This window comes from Rhodococcus sp. DMU2021 (assembly GCF_019641445.1).
Taxonomy (GTDB): domain Bacteria; phylum Actinomycetota; class Actinomycetes; order Mycobacteriales; family Mycobacteriaceae; genus Rhodococcus; species Rhodococcus pyridinivorans.
The window spans coordinates 1-17204 of the sequence record NZ_JAIFKB010000004.1 but is presented as its reverse complement, the minus strand read 5'-3'; the positions used below and the strand labels follow the sequence as shown (position 1 = coordinate 17204).

Here is a 17204-nt window from a genome sequence, read left to right as displayed (position 1 = left end):
CTACTCGCCCTTCCAGACCGGTGCGCGCTTCTCGGCGAACGCCCGGGCGCCTTCCTTGGCGTCGGCCGACGCGAAGACCGGGTCGATGAACTTGCGCTGCGCGACGAAGGCGTCGGGGTCGGTGTAGTTGGCGGCCATCGCGACGACCTGCTTGGTGGCCTTGACGGCGAGGGGGCCGTTCGCCGCGACGCGGGCGGCGAGTTCCTTTGCCACGGTGAGTGATTCACCGGGCTCGGTGACGCGGTTGACCAGGCCGTGCTGGTGGGCGACCTCGGCGGTGAGTGGGTCACCGGTGATGGCCAGTTCCATCGCGAGCGGGTAGGGGAGGATCTTCGGCAGGCGCAGCAGGCCGCCGGCCGCCGCCGCGAGTCCGCGCTTGACCTCGGGGATACCGAACTTCGCTTCGCGCGACGCGACGATCAGGTCGGCGGACAGGGCGAGCTCGCATCCACCGGCCAGGGCCCAGCCCTCGACGGCGGCGATGAGCGGCTTGCTCGGCGGTGCCTCGGTGAGGCCACCGAAACCGCGGCCGGGGATCGACGGGCGCTCCCCGCGTGCGAACGCCTTCAGATCCATTCCGGCGCAGAACGTTCCGCCGGCACCGGTGAGGATGCCGATGGTCAGGTCGGGGCGTGCCTCGAACTCGTCGATGGCCGCGGCCAACGCCTCCGAGACCTCCAGGTTCACGGCGTTCTTGGCCTCGGGGCGGTTGAGGGTGAACACCGCGACGCCGTCGGCGAATTCGGTGAGGACAACGCTCATGTCAGTTTTCCTTCGTATGGGTCGGAGTGGAGAGAGTCCAGTGGGCGGGAGTTCCACCGTCGGAACGGATGTCGCCTCTATCGGCGAGAACGAGCAGATGGGCCTGGGTTTCGCGGACGGCGAGTCGCTGCAGCCGGGGATCCATCACATCGATAGGACGCGACCACGTGACGCGGGTCGTGATCTCCCACGCCGTCGACTCGGGCCTGGACGCGACGGCATCGCGGATCTCGTCGAGACGGACCTCGTGGTGGTCCATGAGTTGGCGTGCGCGTTCGGTGACTCCGCGGAACCGGTACTCGTGGGCGGGCAGCACCTCGCAGTCCGGCAGAGCCGTCGTCGCATGCAGCGACAGCAGGTAGCGGTGCAACGGGTCGCCCAGTTCGCCGGGGCCGGAGGAGATGTTGGGGCTGATGCGCGGGAGCATGTGGTCGCCGCTGAACAGCAAGTCGCGGTCGCGGTCGACGAAGGCGAGGTGACCGGGCGTGTGGCCGGGCGTCCACACCGCTTCGATGTTCCACCCGGGCAGATCGAGTCGATCACCATGAGCGAGAACGACATCCGTGCTCTCGCCTCGGGGGAAGCGGACGAGTTCGAAGCGGGCGGCCTCGACGACCTCGGGCGGTGCGCCGAGTCCGGTGAGGTCTACGCGCCATGCTTCCTTGTCGGCGGCGACGTCCTCCGGGGTGAAGTGCCCGAGGGCGGCGGCGTCGGCGGCGTGCATCGCGATCACAGCGCCGGTCGTTTCCTTCAACCGGGGTGCCAGACCGAAATGGTCGGGATGCAGGTGAGTGATCGCCGCGTAGCGCACCTCGGTGATGTGATGGCCGGTCGCGGCGACACCGGCCACGAGGGTGTCCCACGATTCCTCGGTGTCCATACCGAGGTCGATCAGGGCGAGGCCGTCGTCGAAGGCGAGCGCATAGGACAGCACGTACCGCAGCGGGTTCTTCGGCATCGGAACCGGAATCGACCACAGTCCTGGCCGCACCTCTTCGACCGGTGGCAGTACGCCGGCCGCCCACGCTTCACGCTGGACGGTACCGAGATCCTCGGTGACGATCATGACGTCGTTCCTTCCCGTGCAGGAGCGAACTCGTCGCGCAGTGTGCGCTTCAGGATCTTGCCGCTGGCGTTGCGAGGCAACTCGTCGACGAAGTGGATGTGCCGGGGCTTCTTGTAGGAAGCCAGACGTTCGACGGTGAACTCGAGGAGTTCGGCCTCGGTCGGTGTCTCGGCTCCGGGCGCGACCCGCACGACGGCGGTCACGGCCTCGCCCCACCGGTCGTCCGGAACTCCCACCACTGCGACCTCGGCGACGGAAGGATGTTCGGAGATGACCGATTCGACCTCGATCGGGTAGACGTTCTCACCCCCGGAGATGATCATGTCCTTCACGCGGTCGGTGACGAACAGGTAGCCGTCCTCGTCGATGTGCCCGGCATCGCCGGTGCGCAGAAAACCGTCCTCGGTGAACAGGGCGGCGTTCTCGGCCTCGCGTCGCCAGTAACCCTGTGTGTTGTTGCGCGACCGGCTCACGATCTCACCGGTTTCGCCGCGGGGGAGCGGTTCGCCGGTGGCGAGGTCACGGATCTGGACCTCGATCCCCGGCAGCCCGGTGCCGGCCGAACGTAGGAGGTAGGAGCGCGGACCGTGCGGGTCGTGGTCCTCGGCACGTAGCGCTGTGAGGGCGCCCATCGTCTCGGTCATCCCGTAACGCTGCACGAAGCGGCAGCCGAGGGTGTCCATGGCGCGGGCGAGTTGCGTGGGCGTGATGGGAGAGGCGCCGTAGGCGACCAGACGCAGCGCCGACAGGTCGTAGTCCGACAGGTCGGGCATCTCCACGAGCATGTTGATCACCGACGGCACGAGGAATGCGTGGGTGATGCCGTGCTCGGAGATGGCGGCCGCCACCAGGTTCGGGCGCATCTCACCGAGCAACACCAGGTGCAATCCCGCCGACAGGGTCGTGCTCATCCAGCCGGCGCCGGCGATGTGGAACAGGGGCAGCGCGTCGAGGGACACCGAGTCCTCGGTGAACTCGTACAGCGCGAAGTTCTGCGGTTCGTTGAACAGGTTGTGATGCGTCGCCACAACACCTTTGGGTCGACCCGTGGTGCCCGAGGTGTAGAGCTGCAGCACCTCGGTCCGCGGGTCGTCGCCGAAGCCGGGGTCGATGTCGTCACCGGAGGCGACGAAGTCGTCCCACGACCGTGCACCGGGAACGGTGGAGGCGTCGCCGACCACGACGATCTGTACGGCGGGCAGGACTGTGGCGGCAGCGCGGGCCGATGCGGCGAACTCGTCCTCGACGATCAGGACGTCGAGCTGCGCGTCGTCGGCGATGTCGGCGATCTCGCCCGGGTTCAGGCGCCAGTTGAGCGGGGTGAAGACCAGTCCGGCCTTGGCACAGCCGACGAACGAGGACGCGCCGGGTAGGCCCATGCGCAGCAGTGCGCCGATGCGCTCGGACGTCGCCGGAACGGTCGCGAGCGCCGAGGCGACCCGGTTGGTGAGCGCGTCGAACTCGGAGTAGGTGAGTGTGGTTCCGCCGGAGCTGACCGCCGCACGATCCGGATGTTCGACTGCCAGCTGCCGGATTCGGTTGGGAAGGTGCAACTCGCTCACATCACGCTCCTGATCGACACGGCCGACGCGCGGACATGCCGTCCACGCCGTTCCAGTCGATCACGATCGTGACTGCTGCCACAAAGACCTGCAGCCGTACGCAACGTTAGGGCAAACCTATGGGCGCGTATCGAGACCGACGTCGTGTGCGAAATCCCCGACGGGTCTCGCACACGACGTCGGTCTCGAGGCGATCGATCAGTCGATCTGCAGTTCACCCATCCGGCCCCACTCGGTGCCCGGAATCTCCGTGTTGAGGATGCGCGGGGTCTCGACCAGCGCCGGCCGCATTGCGTCGAGCCCCCTGCGGAAGTGATCGGACTTCACGTGCTCGGATCCGGCGTCCCCGTCGCGGAACGCCTCGACGAGAACGAACTCGGACGGATCGTCCACGCTGCGGGACCAGTCGAACCACAGGTTCCCGGGTTCGCTGCGAGTCGCCTCGGTGAACTCCGCGGTGGTCTCGAGCCAGCTGTCCTGGTACTCCGGCTTCACCTTGAAACGGACCACGATGAAGATCATCTTGCCTCCGGTCGGTAGATGTTGGAGGGACGGATCGTCCCTTCGTCGAACATATCGCCGTACTCGCCGGTGAGGGCGTCGAATCCGTGACCGAGCGGCAGACCCCCACGAGGCAACCCGACACGTCAGCGACGTTCCGTCAGCCGCTCGTAGGACACCCGCCACACCCATTCGACCGGTCCCTGGCGGAATCGGCCGAGCCACCAACGGGATCCGACGACCATCACCGCTCCCACCGCGATGTACACCGCGATCGTGAACGGGACCCGCATGGCGGGGTCCACGGTCTTCGCCAGACCGAATCCCCAGTCGTAACAGAGCACCGACGCGACGATGTTCTGCAGGATGTAGCAACTCAGCGCGGTCCGCCCGATGCGTTCACAGGCGGTGCCGACCGTGCCGGTGGTGGACCTGCCGATGTAGAAGTGGGCGATCCACGCCAGCAGGCCGAGCGCGACGAACGGGGCGATGCCGTAGCGCGCTGCGAATACACCTGCGGCACCGCCGAACAGACCCACGGCGAGGTCGAGCGGTGCTGCGATCGCCCCGACCACCATCAGCCGCCGGCGCAGCACCGCACCTCTGCTGTCGAACAGCCCGGAGGAATACAGTGCGGCGCCGGTCAGGAACAGCGCGACCGTCATCGGGATCACGAAGATCACCTCGGCGCGGAACGCAGCGGCGTTGTCCACGCGGAAGACGATCATGTCCCACCAGGTGGCGGTGGTCAGCTCGGGGGTCTCCGCATTCGGCGGTGAACTGGCGAGCGCCACGACGAGCGCGGTCACGGCCAGCGCGTGAACAGCGACGGCCGTACCCGCGACCCACAGCCGCACACGACGGGAGGAGATCACGAGCCCGCACACGAGCATGGACGTCAGCGCATACCCCATGAGGATGTCGAACTCGGCGACGAGCAGGTAGTGCACCACCCCGTCGACGAAGAGCAGGGCGGCGCGTACCCGGTAACCGCCGGGCCACGGCCGCCCCGCTCGCTGAGCGGACGCCGCCTGCACGGCCAGGCCGATCCCGAACATCAGGGTGAGCAACCCGAGGAACTTTCCCTGCGCGAGTTGCATGAGGATGCGTTGCGGCCACGGATCGGTGCCGATCGAGGCGAGATATCCGACGATCCCGGCGGGGTCGGTGAAGATCCAGACATTGGCGGCGAAGGTGCCGAGGATGGCGATCCCCCGGGCCACGTCGAGGGCGAGGATACGTTGCTGTCGCGTCGTCGAACCGGTGACCGTCATGATCCTCACCATGCGATGCGGCGGGGTCGGCGCGCGTCGGCCGACCGGGGGATGACGGGTCCTCCATGCGGGTGACCCGCGTTCGGTGATCTCCCCGAGAGCAGACATCGGCGAGGAGAACAGAGCAGGAACTGTCGGGTCCCGTGAGCCTCGGTGATGTGAACATGGAGCCATGCACGAAACCCCCACCGAGCTCGCCGACCTCCAGGTGCTCCTCGACACGTCGCTGTCCCGGTCCACATCCCACCTGAGGTCGATCGTCGACGCGTCGCGGACCCTCACGGCCGAGCAACTCGTCGAGGTGCTCACGGGCATGTGCGTCCTCTCGCTGGCGACGGTCACCGCCGGCGGGGAACCGCGCATCAGTGCTGTGGACGGACATTTCCTGCACGGCAAGTGGTACTTCGGCACGGCCCGCAACGCCGCCAAGGCCCGGCATCTCGCCGCGCGTCCCGCGGCCAGCGCGGCGCACGTGCGCGGGGAGGACCTCGGCGTGTTCACACACGGCCACGTGGAGATTCTCAACCCGCGCGGCGGTGAGCCGGCCGACGACTGGCCCGAACTGCTCGCCTACCTTCAGTCGTTCTACGGCGGGGACGCGTTCGACTGGAGCGAGGAGGTGGTCTACTACCGCCTGAACCCGCACTGGATGACCGTGTACGCGCCCGATGTCACGACACTCGTCGATCGGCGCTGATCCCTCTGTGCGAGGGGACGATCAGTCCGGAAGCGAACTACCACCCAGCGCGCCGCGCAGATGCTCGGTCTCGGTGGGCAGGCTGTCGGGAACGAACGTCCATCGGCCTCCCGTCCACGGATCGGCCAGCTCCCCGTCGACGGGAAGCTTTTGCGCCTCGTCCCACAGGATCTCCGCGACCCGATCGTCCGGGGGATCACCCGCGAGGACGACCGAGACCCGGCCGGCACTGCCGGTACGCGCGATCCGGACGATCTCGAGCAGGTCGTCGTGGTCGTAGCCGTAGGGGAACCCGGCGAGGACCAGCAACACGGGTGAGGCGGTCTCCGCGTCGACCTGCCGGGCGAGCGCGTCGAGGTCCGCCGCGTCGGCCAGCCCCCGGAGTCTGGCGGGGACCCGCGACCGGTCGTGGACGGGCGGTCCGGCAAGTCGGGCTGCGGTGAGGGGTTCGAGTGCGGGCAGCGTCCGCCCGGGATCGACGAGGTGCAGCAGGGTGTCGGGCCGGGCCGTGAGCAGCCGCACGACCACGGACGACACGACGGGACCGAGGTCGGCGGGGTCGCCGTCGATCCACAACGGTCGCGTGAGCGGTGCCGGCAGGCACAGGGGGATGCGCAGCGGACCCAGATCGGGCGCCGTCACCTCACCCACCCGCACGCCGTCGCTCGGCAGGTGCAGGTGCATCCAGGCCGGGGAGATCCAGGATGCGAGTGCGGGCGGCAACGTCGCGTCGACGGTGAGCAGTTCGGCGGCGAGCGCCGCGCTGTCGTCGCGGTAGCGGGCCTCGGCGACACCGACGAGCTCGTCGTAGCGCTGCTGCGCACGCGCCCGGGCACGGTCGGCCTCGGGCTCCATGCGCCGGGCGGGATCGGCCACAGCTGTCGAGAGTTCGTCGTCGAAACGGTGCTGGGCGAACTCCGCACTCGACGTGTACGCGGCGGCCGATCGGGCGGCGTCCTCGAAGATCCGCCACAGCACCTCGAGAGGTGAGAGGCCGATGACCGGGCCGGGCCCGGGAGCGGCCACCTTCTCCGCGTCGGAGGGTGACTCGACCTCCACCCCGTGCGCGGTGAACATCTCGGCGAGTGCACCGGCGTATCCCTGGCCGAGGGCGCGGATCTTCCATTCGTCGTGACGACGGTAGATCTCCCAGCACAGCAGCGCCGTCTCGGTACCGACCGCCGGTTCCACGTGAAACGACGCGAGGACGGTGCCCGCCGCGTCGCACAGCGAGGTCGACACCGCTGCGGGTCGCTCGCAGCCGACCGCACACAGCACGCGTGCGCCGGGACGGACCGCGTCGACGTCGAGGACGATCACCTTGCCCTCGAGCCGAACGCCCGCCGTCGTCGGTTGGTTGTAGAACACGACGTCGTCGGAGGACGCCACCTGCAGGCCGTCGTCCACGACGAACGCGCACACGTCCAGAGGGACGGATGCGGTCGCCGTGAAACGGGCCGTGCGGGTCGGCAGCGGGGCGTTGCGCCCCGCTGTGAAGAGTTCGCCCACCGGTCAGACGGCCAGGAACCGGCCCAGTTGCGGCGCGGCCTCACCGGGATGCTTCGCCTGCATGCCCTCGCCGATGGCCTGCAGCTTCCATTCGCTGCCCTGGCGGTAAACCTTCGCCATGACCATGCCCGTGAACGGCATGCCGCCCTGCAGCGTGTAGCGGGCCAGCTCGGTGTCGATCGTGCCGTCGACGAGACGGCAGAACGCGTTCTGCACCTGCTCGAAGGTGTGGCCCTTGTAGGAGGTCACGATGAACATCACCGTCGTGACATGGGCGGGGACCCGCGTGAGGTCGACGAGCATCACCTCGTCGTCGCCCTCACCGGCACCGGTGAGGTTGTCGCCCTGGTGCTGGACCGAGCCGTCCTTCGACTGCAGCTGGCCGTAGTACACGACGTCGGCGATCTGGTTGTCGGCGAACATCACGGCCGAGGCGTCGAGGTCGATGTCGGCGGAACGGTTGCCGAACAGGCCACGCTTCTCCACCGGATCCCAGCCGAGCCCCATGCGCAGGAAGGTCAGCGCGACGCCGCCGTCCTTGCGGAGGGTGACCTTCTGGCCCTTCACCAGGCTTACCGGGCGGTTCTTCGTGAGGCTGACCTCCGCAGGCTGTGCCGGAGGTGTCTGCTGTGCCGGAGGTGGTGTCTGCTGCACGGGTGGTGTCTGCTGCACGGGCGGTGTCTGCTGCACGGGCGGAGCCGGAGCCGGCGTGGGAGCGACGGGCTGAGGTGCGGCAGCAGGCTGGGCGGGTGCGTCGTCGACGCTGACCCCGTGATCGGTCACCAACGCCGCGAAACCGCCCGCATATCCCTGGCCCACGGCGCGGACCTTCCACGCGCCCTGGCGCCGGTACAACTCCAGCGCGATCACGATGGACTCGGTGCTCAGTCCGTCGATCCGGTACTCGTACAACACCGTTCCCGCACTGTCGGACACGCGCGCGGTGGGCGGTGCGAACCGGCCGAAGCTACTCGACGCGTCGTCGAGGGTGATCACGGCGCGCACCTGATCGATGTCGGCGGGAACCTGCGCGAGCGACACGGCGAGCGAGGCCGCCTGCCCGGGCGCGCCGGATACGAGACGCACACCCGGCCCGGTGGGCTGGTTGAAGAACACGAAGTCGGCGTCGGAGCGCACCTTGCCGTCGGCCTTGACGAGCAGTGCGGACAGATCGGCGGGCGTGGTCAGCTCGAGCGAGACGACGACGTCGGACGCGGTGAGCGGTCCGTTCTGACCCTTGGAGAGCGGAGTCGGCAAGAGATGTGTCCTCACTGTGTCGGTGACCGGGCACCTTCTACTCTACGAAGCGACCGGAAGACGAGCGGATCGGGCGAACCAGGCGAGGATCTCCTCCCCGGCGGTGACGCCCGCGGCGTCGGTCACCGAGACGGTCGGGTGGCGCCAGTCCATCAGTTCGAGTTCGCCGTGGCGAGGCCGGATCGCGGCGTCGGCGGCCTTCAGCATCTCCGCATCGAGCGCACCGTCACCCGCGGCGAAGACCGGGGCGTCGTCGGTAAGCACCCCGCGGTCTCGGAGCCGGCGGTGCACCTCTGCCACCGCGCGGCTCTTGCACACGCTGTTCGGCATCGTGTAGATCTTCCGGCCCTGCTGCGACGCGTTCCAGCCGCGCGTCGAACACCACTCGTGCCAGTCGTCGAGAAATCCCGCCGGTTGCGTTGCGACGTCGACGACGAGGTAGCAGAACAACTCGTCGGCGATGCGGAACTTCGACACCCAGTCCTCGGAGATTCGGCGGCGCAGTTCGGTCGTCATCTCGTCGAGGCTCGCACCCCCCGCGCGTACCGCTGCTTCCACGGTCCTGCGCCAGTGCGGGTCGAGATGCCCGTCCTCGAGGATCGACCCACCGTTGCTCGCGATTGCATAACGCCACGGACCGCCGGGGAGGTCGATGCGGCGGAACTGTTCGGGTGTGCGCGTGGTCGTCGGCACCATCGCGACCTCGCCGGCGAGCGTCCGAAGCTGTTGCGCAGCAATGTCGGTGACGTACGACAGCGGTGCGCTCTCGTAGTACTCGACACAGAGTAGATCCTGCGTGTCGAACTGGTCGCCGGTCATCGCGGCGCGCGAATAGATGAGGGTGCGGTCGAGATCGGTGGCGACCAGTGCGGTCGCAGTGCTGGTCACGGCAGGTCCTTGATCAGTCCCATGCAGGAGTAGGCCAGGTCGGGAACCTCCTCGACGGGAACGTCGCGAGCGGCCGCGAGCATCCGGATATGGGCGTGCTCGTCGGCGGTGATGTCGCGCACCAGAACCTTCCAGGGAACGCGGCGCAACAGCACGCGGGTGGTCTCTCCGACACCGGGTTTGACGAAGTTGACGCTCGAGATGCCGTACTGCGCCCGCACCCGCTCGACGGACTCCCAGCCGGCCCAGGTGGGGGTGCGGTCGGATTCGAGCACTGCCTGCGCGGCCGATGCGACGTCGCCGCACGTGTCGAACTCCGCGGCGACGGCGTCCAGCAGATGATTCGACACGTCGTCCGCGGCCAACTCGGCGTAGAACTTGGCGCCGTGGAACTCCCCGGGGCCGATCAGGCTGTCGTTGAGGACCGTTCGGGAGACCAGTCCGGAGACGGTGGAGTTCAGGCAGGCGGAGGCGATGAGAAAGTCGTCGCGCGTGCCGTAGGTGCGGACGCAGTGGCCGGGGTCGGCGAGTACCGCGAGATCGTCGGACAGGACGGGACCGCCTCGCGCGGTGTATTCGGCGAGCGCAGCGGACAGTTCACGCGCGATCGCGCCTTTGCCCGTCCAGCCGTCGACGAAGACGACCGACGCGGGAGCGTGCCGCGCGGTGATGTGGTCGAGAGCGGCGGAGTCGATGCCGCGACCCCGGACGATCGACACGGCGTAGTGCGGCAGCGTCAGACCGTGGTGGTGCAGCGCCCATCGACGGATCAGGATGCCGATCGGGGTGCCCGCCCGCGCGAGCGACACGAGGGTCAGGTCGGTTCCGCGTTCGGAGAGAAGCAGTTCGGTGACCGTGCCCACCGCGTGCGCCAACCGGCCCGCAGTGCCGGCCAGTGCCTTGTCGAACAGTTCGCGGTAGGCGGCGTCGGGTTGGTACTCGATCGGCAGGGACTCCGCGTAGTGCGCGAGACCCGCCTGGATCCGCGCCTCCCGTTCGGCGATGTCGCCCTCCAGGTCGGCGTGGGAGAGATCCTTGAGCAGCCACGTCACCTCGTCGGGCGCGTAGGAGCCGAACTCGGGTCCGGTCAGTGGCACGGTCATACGGTCTCCCTGTGGGTGCGCAGCACCGTCGGATCGGTGGCGGGCACGATCACGACGAGGACGTCCTCACCGGCAGCAGTGAGCACGTCGAGAACACCTCCCGGTGCGCGCAGGCGGTCGGTGTCGGCGGGCGAATCGATGACGAGGATCAGCTCGGCGCGGACCTCGGTGGACGTAGGCGACTGCGCGTTGTAGAGGAAGCGCGGCACCTCGTTCTCGAACTCGCTGTCGATGTGTTCGGGTGCGGTGAAACGGAATCCGCGGCGCAGCGGATATCCGTCGACGTCCATCACGTGGACGGGGGAGCGGGTCGTGGTCTGGAACAGGGCGGGAGTGCCGCGGTCGACGAGTGCCTCGGCGAGTCGCAGCGGCAGATACATCAATTCCTCGTGTCCGACGACGACGGCGGGTCGCCGGGCGTCGCGTACGTCCGCGATCGTGTCGGCGAGCGTCGACAGAGCCGCGTCGAAGGCCGCCGCGTCGGTGCGCAACATCCCGTGCCGCCCGCCGTCGGGCACATGGGACGGCCACGCCGCGTGGAGGAACCGGACGTCGCCGCGTTGCTCCCCCACCGGATTGAGGAGAGGGTCGGGTAACGCCGCGACCCGCGCGACGAGATCGTCGGGGACGACGGATCGTCCGGCGGCCAGGCTCACGTGCTCGATGCTCGTGCCGAGTTCCGCGGCGACCTCTGCCGTCCGGCGGCGATCCTGTTCCGACCGCATGTCGACGAGGGAGGCGAGGACGTAACGATCACGCGGATGATCGCGGTGCAGCGCGCGGATGGCGTCGAGGGCCGTTGCTCCCGTGGAGATCTCGTCGTCGACGAGCACGAGCGGCGCGGCGTTGGCGAACAGTGCGCCGGAGGTCGGCTGCAGCAGGTGGAAGGTCGCGTGCGAGTGCCCCTCCTCGAATCCGGTGAGCACCTCCGCTCCGGGAACCTGGCGTCGCGTCGAATGCAGACAGCATGCGGCGTCGAGGGCGTCGGCCACGCAGTGACCGAGACCCGTTGCGGTCTCGGCGAATCCCATGACGACGGCGTCGGATGCCGCATCGCCGAGGAGGTCGGTGACGAGCCGGCCGAGCCGGTGACCGGCGCCGCGCACCGCGGCCGGTTCGGTGGGGATGTGCTTGCCGAGAACCGTGGAGACGAGCAGGTGCGCACGCCGTGGATTGCGTCGCAGCCCGGGCCTGACGAGCTCGGGAACCGTGTAGCCACATGACGACTCCGCATGTTCGAGAGCGAAACCGAGCTCTGCGGTGGCCCAGGGGATGTCGAGAATATCGGTCATCGGTCCACCAACGCCGTCAGCAGGTCGACGAAGGTGATCCCCTTGCGGGTGACACCGAACACCGACGCGCGCAACAGGGTCTGCTCGGCCCACGTACGGTGGGGTCGTCGTTCGTTCATCTTGTTCCCGTATCCCGAGGCCTGCACACCACCGGTGTCGCGATCGAGGATGTCGGTCGCATCGTGGAACTCCTCGTGGGTCACGGCCGACAGGGCATGCACCGCAGCGACATGCGACGGATGGATGACGGTCTTGCCCTGGATGCCGTTGGCGCGGTCGAGGGCGATCTCGCGCAGCAGACCGTCGAGGTCGCGGCTGACGAGCTGCTGACGGAACAGCACGGCATCCTGTTCCTCGAAGGGTGTCGAGCGCAGCATCGGTCGGAACATGCGTTCGTGGTCGGCAAAGTACTCCCAGACGGGCCCGGTGATGACGAAACCCGTTCCGTCGGTTCGCCCGAGGTGGTTGACGATGTCGGCGATGACGTCGACGACGACCCGGACGTCGTAGATCGTCAGGTCGCGGTCGCGCCGGATACCGAAGGTCGCGCACATGTCGGTCGCGCCGATCCGGACGGCGAGGATGCGGTGGCGATGTTCGGCGAGGATGCTCGAGATCGCACGCAATTCGCCGTCGCGGGTCTCGCGGTGGACGACCTCGGCCGACTCGATGACGGGCATCGCGTAGAGGTGACGGCCGAGGAGGTCCGACGCCGCGGCCACCGCCTCGAGGAAGACGGGGCCGGTGTGTGCGGTGAACTTGGGCACCACGAATCCGGTCAGCACGGCCTTGCCGGCGCCGAGCATCGACGCGATCCGCCCGACACCGTCGGCGGTGCGGACACGGACGAACAACATCATCGGCGTCGGTCCGCGTTCGGCGAGCGCATCGAGTGTCGCGACGGCGTTCTGCAGGCCCTGCTCGACCTCGTCGTCGGCGACGGCGTCCTCGAGGTCGAGCACCATCGACGTCACACCCTCGGCCGCACGTTTCGAGATGGTCGTGACGAGATCTCCGCGCGTCGCGGGTACGTAGAGCGTGGCGCCGAGAGCGGTCGCCAGGCGGTCGCGATCGTCGCTGTGCCCGAACGGCTCGGGACGGTGCAGGAACAACTCCTCCATCGTCGCGCCGTCGAGATGCCGAAAGTGCTGCATGGCGCGCACTTCGGTAAGCGTGGCCCCCCTCATGCGTTCTCGGTCCGTCCTCTCATCCGATCGACCACTCCTGCGATGAAGGTAGACACCGCATCCAAATCTCTGACGTAGGCCCAGTAGTCGGGGTGCACACCGGTGAGTGCGTCGACGGCCCTGTCGATCCGGCTCAACTGCGAGTCGAGAACGGAACCCCATTCTGCGGTGAGACCGCGTTGCACGGCCAGGTGTTGTGCGTCACGGAGGCGGAACCGTACCTCGTCGACCTTGGCCCCCGGATTCTGCCGGACGGAACGCAGCGTGGCGAGTCGTGCGGTCACGGCGTCGACGAGTTCCTCGGCGCGTGACAGCTCGGCGCGGATCGCCGCGACCAGCTCGAGCGCTTCCTCGGGGCGGCCGTCCTTCGCCGCCGCCCGTGCGCGTCCGAGCTGGTCCTCGGCGCGAGCGAGCAGTTCGGCGGCCTGTTTCTCGTTCCCGGACAGGTCGGCGGAGCTGGCCGCATTGAACTCGCGCAACAGCGCGGAGAAGGCCGGGGCGAGACCTTCCGCACGGGTCCGGACCGCTCCGATCCTGGTGGTGACCGAGGCGAGGGTGCGAACGGCCTCGTCGCGGCGCCCCGGTGCTGCGGCGAGGGCGTCGAGCAGAGCAGTGGTCGCCTCTTCGACTCGGAGGGCCGCTGTGCGGGTCGCGCCCACGCTGTGCGCTGCATCGAGGCTGTTCAGGGCCTTCTCGAGCGTTTCGGTGGCGGATCGGACCGACGGATAGTTCGCAAAGGAAACAAAATCCGGGGTCTGCGTCGCGGCGAGGGTGTTGCGCGCTTCGGTACGCATCCGGTGTGCCAGCTCGGGCACCGTGTTCGCCACGGTCGTCATGTGCTCGAGGTGTCCCCGGTTGTTTCCGAAGAATTCATCAAGTGTTCGTGTTGCATCGGTTATCTGCCGCAGTGCCTGCTCGTAGGCCGGAGCAGGTGCGAGTGGTTGTTCCGGATCCGTCACTGCCAGTTGAAGATACGTCTCACCGACGCGATAACACGCCTGACGGATGGGATCCCACTGACGGAGCAGGTGCCGTTCGGGTTCGAGCTCGTAGGACGCGGCCACACCGGCCTCGATGACGGACTGGCGCTTGTCCATGTCGAGGAACGCCGCGACCATCGCATCGTGTGCACGACGAGCCGCGGGATCTTCCGTGTTTCCCCCGCCGAACAGGCGGCGCGTCCATCGGCTCGCCACAGAACCGAATGGTACTGGGCGCACGTCCACCGGGCCGATCCGTCACCTTTCCGCCGGTCGGAACTGTGGTTCGTGCGGGTCACGAAGTGAGGCGCGGGACCGGGCATAGTGGATATGGGCGTACCCCACGGCAACAACTAGTGTGGGGAGAAACGCACACCGGGCGTGCCCTATACCGGTACGTCGACCGTTGGAACGATCGAAAGGACCCCGCATGGGCGTCAGCTTGACCAAGGGCGGAAACGTCTCCCTCACCAAGGAAGCTCCGAACCTGACGGCAGTGGCCGTCGGCCTGGGCTGGGACGTTCGCACCACCACCGGCACCGACTTCGACCTCGATGCCAGCGCCATCGCTACCGGGGCCGACAAGAAGGTCGTCTCCGACCAGCACTTCGTCTTCTTCAACAACCTCAAGTCGCCCGACGGTGCCATCGAGCACGCCGGTGACAACCGCACGGGTGAGGGCGAAGGCGACGACGAGGTCATCAACGTCGACCTCGCCGCCACCCCGGCGAACATCGAGAGCATCTTCTTCCCGGTCTCGATCTACGATGCCGATTCCCGCAGCCAGTCGTTCGGCCAGGTCCGCAACGCGTACATCCGCGTCGTCGACCGCGCGAACGGCAACGAACTCGCTCGTTACGACCTGTCCGAGGACGCCTCGACCGAGACCGCCATGGTCTTCGGCGAGCTGTACCGCAACGGTGCGGAGTGGAAGTTCCGCGCCATCGGCCAGGGCTACGCGTCCGGTCTCGCGGGTATCGCCCGCGACTACGGCGTCAACGTCTAGTTCGTTTCTTCCGGGTTCCGGCTTCGGTCGCAGTACCGAAGCCGGAGCCGACGTGCAGTAACCACCCTGCAACGCCCTGATTCCGATTAGAAAGGCCACGCTTCGTGGTTCTGCGAATATTCGGTGCATCCTTCGCGGTCACCGTCGTCTCCCTCGTGGTCGCCTTCCTCTACGGCGGCCCGCAGGCTCTGTTCCTCTGCGTGATCCTCGGCATCCTCGAGGTCTCGCTGTCGTTCGACAACGCGGTCATCAACGCGACCGTGCTGCGGCGGATGAGCGAGTTCTGGCAGAAGATCTTCCTCACCGTCGGCATCCTCATCGCCGTCTTCGGTATGCGTCTGGTGTTCCCCCTCGCGATCGTGTGGGTGGCGTCCGGACTCGGCCCCATCGCGGCACTCGACCTCGCGTTGAATCCGCCGCCGGACGGAGCCGCCTACTTCCCGGACGGCAGCCCCAGCTACGAGACCCTGATCACCGATGCGCATCCGCAGATCGCGGCGTTCGGCGGCATGTTCCTGCTGATGCTCTTCCTGCACTTCATCCTCGAAGATCGCGAGATCAAGTGGCTCGAATGGCTCGAGCGTCCCCTCGCGAAGGCCGGCAAGCTCGAGCAGCTCGAGGTCGTCGTCGCCACCGCGCTGCTGCTCATCACGGCCACCGTGATCGCACCCGAGGACAAGGTCTCGACCGTCATGATCGCCGGCGCGCTCGGCATGATCACCTACATCGCGGTCAACGGACTCGGCGAGATGTTCCACATCCCCGAGGAAGGCGAAGAGCCCAGCGGCGGACCGAGCGGCCTCGCGAAGGCCACCGGTAAGGCCGGCTTCTTCCTGTTCCTCTACCTCGAGGTGCTCGACGCGTCGTTCTCGTTCGACGGTGTCATCGGAGCCTTCGCCATCACGTCCGACCCGATCATCATCGCCCTGGGCCTCGGCTTCATCGGCGCGATGTTCGTCCGCTCGATCACCATCTTCCTGGTGCGCAAGGGCACGCTGTCCGACTACGTGTACCTCGAGCACGGTGCTCACTGGGCCATCGGTGCGCTGGCACTGATCCTGCTGTACTCGATCGGCACCCACGTGCCGGAGGTCATCACCGGCCTCGTCGGTGTCGCCCTGATCGGTGCGGCATTCGCCTCGAGCATCTACCGCAACCGCAAGATCGCGGCGAGAGAAGGCGAAGATGCTGTGAAGACCAGCATCCCCTGATCCTCGACAGTTCGAACCACATGCCGATGGGAGCCCTCGATCCGACATCTCGGATCGGGGGCTCCCATCGCTTTCCGTACCCCGTGCGCATCCGCGCAGCACTCCGACGAAAGGCTCGACATGGCCATCGACTACAACAAGAAGCCCGAACAGAACGCCGGCGGCGTCAACCTGAGCAAGATCAACCTCACCAAGGAATCCCCGACCGTGAGCCTGTCGAAGGCCGGGTCCGGGCAGGGCGTCACGCGGGTGAACCTCAACTGGTCGCGCGGTGAGCAGAAGAAGGGCTTCCTCGCGAAGCTCACGGGCGCGAGCGGCGGCGTGGACCTCGACCTCGGCTGCCTGTTCGAACTCGCCGATGGTTCCAAGGGAGTCATTCAGGCGCTCGGGAACAGCTTCGGCGCGCTGAACACCCCGCCGTACATCCACCTCGACGGCGACGACCGCACCGGCTCGAACACCGGTGGCGAGAACATGCACGTCAACCTCGAGCGCCCCGAACTGTTCAAGCGTGTGCTGATCTTCGCGATGATCTACGAAGGAGCGCCGAACTGGGCTGCCGTGGACGGCGTCGTGACGCTGACCCCGCCGTCGGGTCCGCAGATCGAGGTGCGCCTGGACTCGCCGAACAACGGCGCGCGCATCTGCGCGATCGCGATGCTGCAGAACACCGGGCAGGGCATCACCGTCGAGCGTCTCGTGCAGTACATCGACGGCAGCCAGTCCGACCTCGACCGCGCGTTCGGGTGGGGCATGCAGTGGCAGGCGGGGCGTAAGTAGCCCCTAGCCTCAATACCGTTTACTTATGGCGATGGGACGGAGTCGCCTGAGAGGACGACAGGGCGGCGTCCGATATAGGGCGCGTTCCGCTGATACGGATGTTTGACGTGAAAGACGGACATCTTGCGT

At 67.6% G+C, this 17204-nt stretch carries 16 protein-coding genes; 4 read left to right on the top strand and 12 right to left on the bottom strand.

Features of this window, described 5'->3' with window-relative positions:
• The 5 genes from K3M35_RS08350 to K3M35_RS08330 form a co-directional block, all read right to left on the bottom strand.
• Complete coding sequence (locus tag K3M35_RS08350) at positions 1-762, bottom strand: crotonase/enoyl-CoA hydratase family protein (RefSeq protein WP_220666279.1); 762 nt, start codon at positions 760-762, stop codon at positions 1-3.
• Between the two features lies 1 nt (position 763).
• The gene (locus K3M35_RS08345) at positions 764-1828 is read right to left on the bottom strand and encodes an MBL fold metallo-hydrolase (protein ID WP_220666278.1); all 1065 of its coding nucleotides are present in this window, start codon (positions 1826-1828) and stop codon (positions 764-766) included.
• Entirely contained in the window at positions 1825-3390 is a 1566-nt protein-coding gene (locus K3M35_RS08340; RefSeq protein ID WP_006550721.1) for a long-chain-fatty-acid--CoA ligase, read from the bottom strand. The genes K3M35_RS08345 and K3M35_RS08340 overlap by 4 nt, the downstream gene beginning before the upstream one ends.
• Positions 3391-3588: 198 nt before the next feature.
• Entirely contained in the window at positions 3589-3912 is a 324-nt protein-coding gene (locus K3M35_RS08335; RefSeq protein WP_006550720.1) for a putative quinol monooxygenase, read from the bottom strand.
• Between the two features lie 125 nt (positions 3913-4037).
• Positions 4038-5165, bottom strand: coding sequence for a DUF418 domain-containing protein (locus K3M35_RS08330; protein ID WP_373922172.1), 1128 nt, complete (start codon positions 5163-5165; stop codon positions 4038-4040).
• A gap of 172 nt (positions 5166-5337) precedes the next feature.
• Between K3M35_RS08330 and K3M35_RS08325 the strand changes: the two genes are divergently transcribed.
• On the top strand, positions 5338-5862 hold the full coding sequence (locus tag K3M35_RS08325) for a pyridoxamine 5'-phosphate oxidase family protein (protein WP_220666277.1): 525 nt from the start codon (positions 5338-5340) through the stop codon (positions 5860-5862).
• A gap of 21 nt (positions 5863-5883) precedes the next feature.
• Here K3M35_RS08325 and K3M35_RS08320 read toward each other — a convergent pair whose 3' ends face one another.
• The 7 genes from K3M35_RS08320 to K3M35_RS08290 all read right to left on the bottom strand — a co-directional run bounded on the left by K3M35_RS08320 (position 5884) and on the right by K3M35_RS08290 (position 14216).
• Positions 5884-7371: a TerD family protein gene (locus tag K3M35_RS08320; protein WP_220666276.1), complete on the bottom strand. Its 1488-nt coding sequence runs from the start codon at positions 7369-7371 to the stop codon at positions 5884-5886.
• Positions 7372-7374: 3 nt separating this feature from the next.
• On the bottom strand, positions 7375-8628 hold the full coding sequence (locus K3M35_RS08315; RefSeq protein ID WP_220666275.1) for a TerD family protein: 1254 nt from the start codon (positions 8626-8628) through the stop codon (positions 7375-7377).
• Between the two features lie 42 nt (positions 8629-8670).
• Positions 8671-9447 carry an HAD family hydrolase gene (locus K3M35_RS08310; protein ID WP_259443811.1) on the bottom strand — a complete coding sequence of 259 codons (777 nt, stop codon included), beginning with the start codon at positions 9445-9447 and terminating at the stop codon, positions 8671-8673.
• A gap of 65 nt (positions 9448-9512) precedes the next feature.
• Entirely contained in the window at positions 9513-10619 is a 1107-nt protein-coding gene (locus tag K3M35_RS08305) for a cysteine protease StiP family protein (RefSeq protein ID WP_006550714.1), read from the bottom strand.
• Positions 10616-11911, bottom strand: a complete 1296-nt coding sequence (locus K3M35_RS08300; RefSeq protein ID WP_064852027.1) for a phosphoribosyltransferase family protein — start codon at positions 11909-11911, stop codon at positions 10616-10618. The genes K3M35_RS08305 and K3M35_RS08300 overlap by 4 nt, the downstream gene beginning before the upstream one ends.
• A complete protein-coding gene (locus K3M35_RS08295; protein ID WP_006550712.1) occupies positions 11908-13065 on the bottom strand; it encodes an HpcH/HpaI aldolase/citrate lyase family protein in 1158 nt (385 codons plus the stop codon). Before K3M35_RS08295 ends, K3M35_RS08300 begins: the two co-directional genes overlap by 4 nt.
• 29 nt (positions 13066-13094) lie before the next feature.
• Complete coding sequence (locus K3M35_RS08290) at positions 13095-14216, bottom strand: hypothetical protein (RefSeq protein ID WP_220666373.1); 1122 nt, start codon at positions 14214-14216, stop codon at positions 13095-13097.
• 292 nt (positions 14217-14508) lie between these two features.
• Between K3M35_RS08290 and K3M35_RS08285 the strand changes: the two genes are divergently transcribed.
• From K3M35_RS08285 to K3M35_RS08275, 3 genes are all read left to right on the top strand, one after another.
• Positions 14509-15084: a TerD family protein gene (locus K3M35_RS08285; protein WP_006550710.1), complete on the top strand. Its 576-nt coding sequence runs from the start codon at positions 14509-14511 to the stop codon at positions 15082-15084.
• Between the two features lie 104 nt (positions 15085-15188).
• Positions 15189-16295, top strand: a complete 1107-nt coding sequence (locus tag K3M35_RS08280) for a DUF475 domain-containing protein (protein ID WP_033097514.1) — start codon at positions 15189-15191, stop codon at positions 16293-16295.
• 120 nt (positions 16296-16415) lie between these two features.
• Positions 16416-17075, top strand: coding sequence for a hypothetical protein (locus tag K3M35_RS08275; RefSeq protein WP_006550708.1), 660 nt, complete (start codon positions 16416-16418; stop codon positions 17073-17075).
• Positions 17076-17204 lie beyond the last annotated feature (129 nt).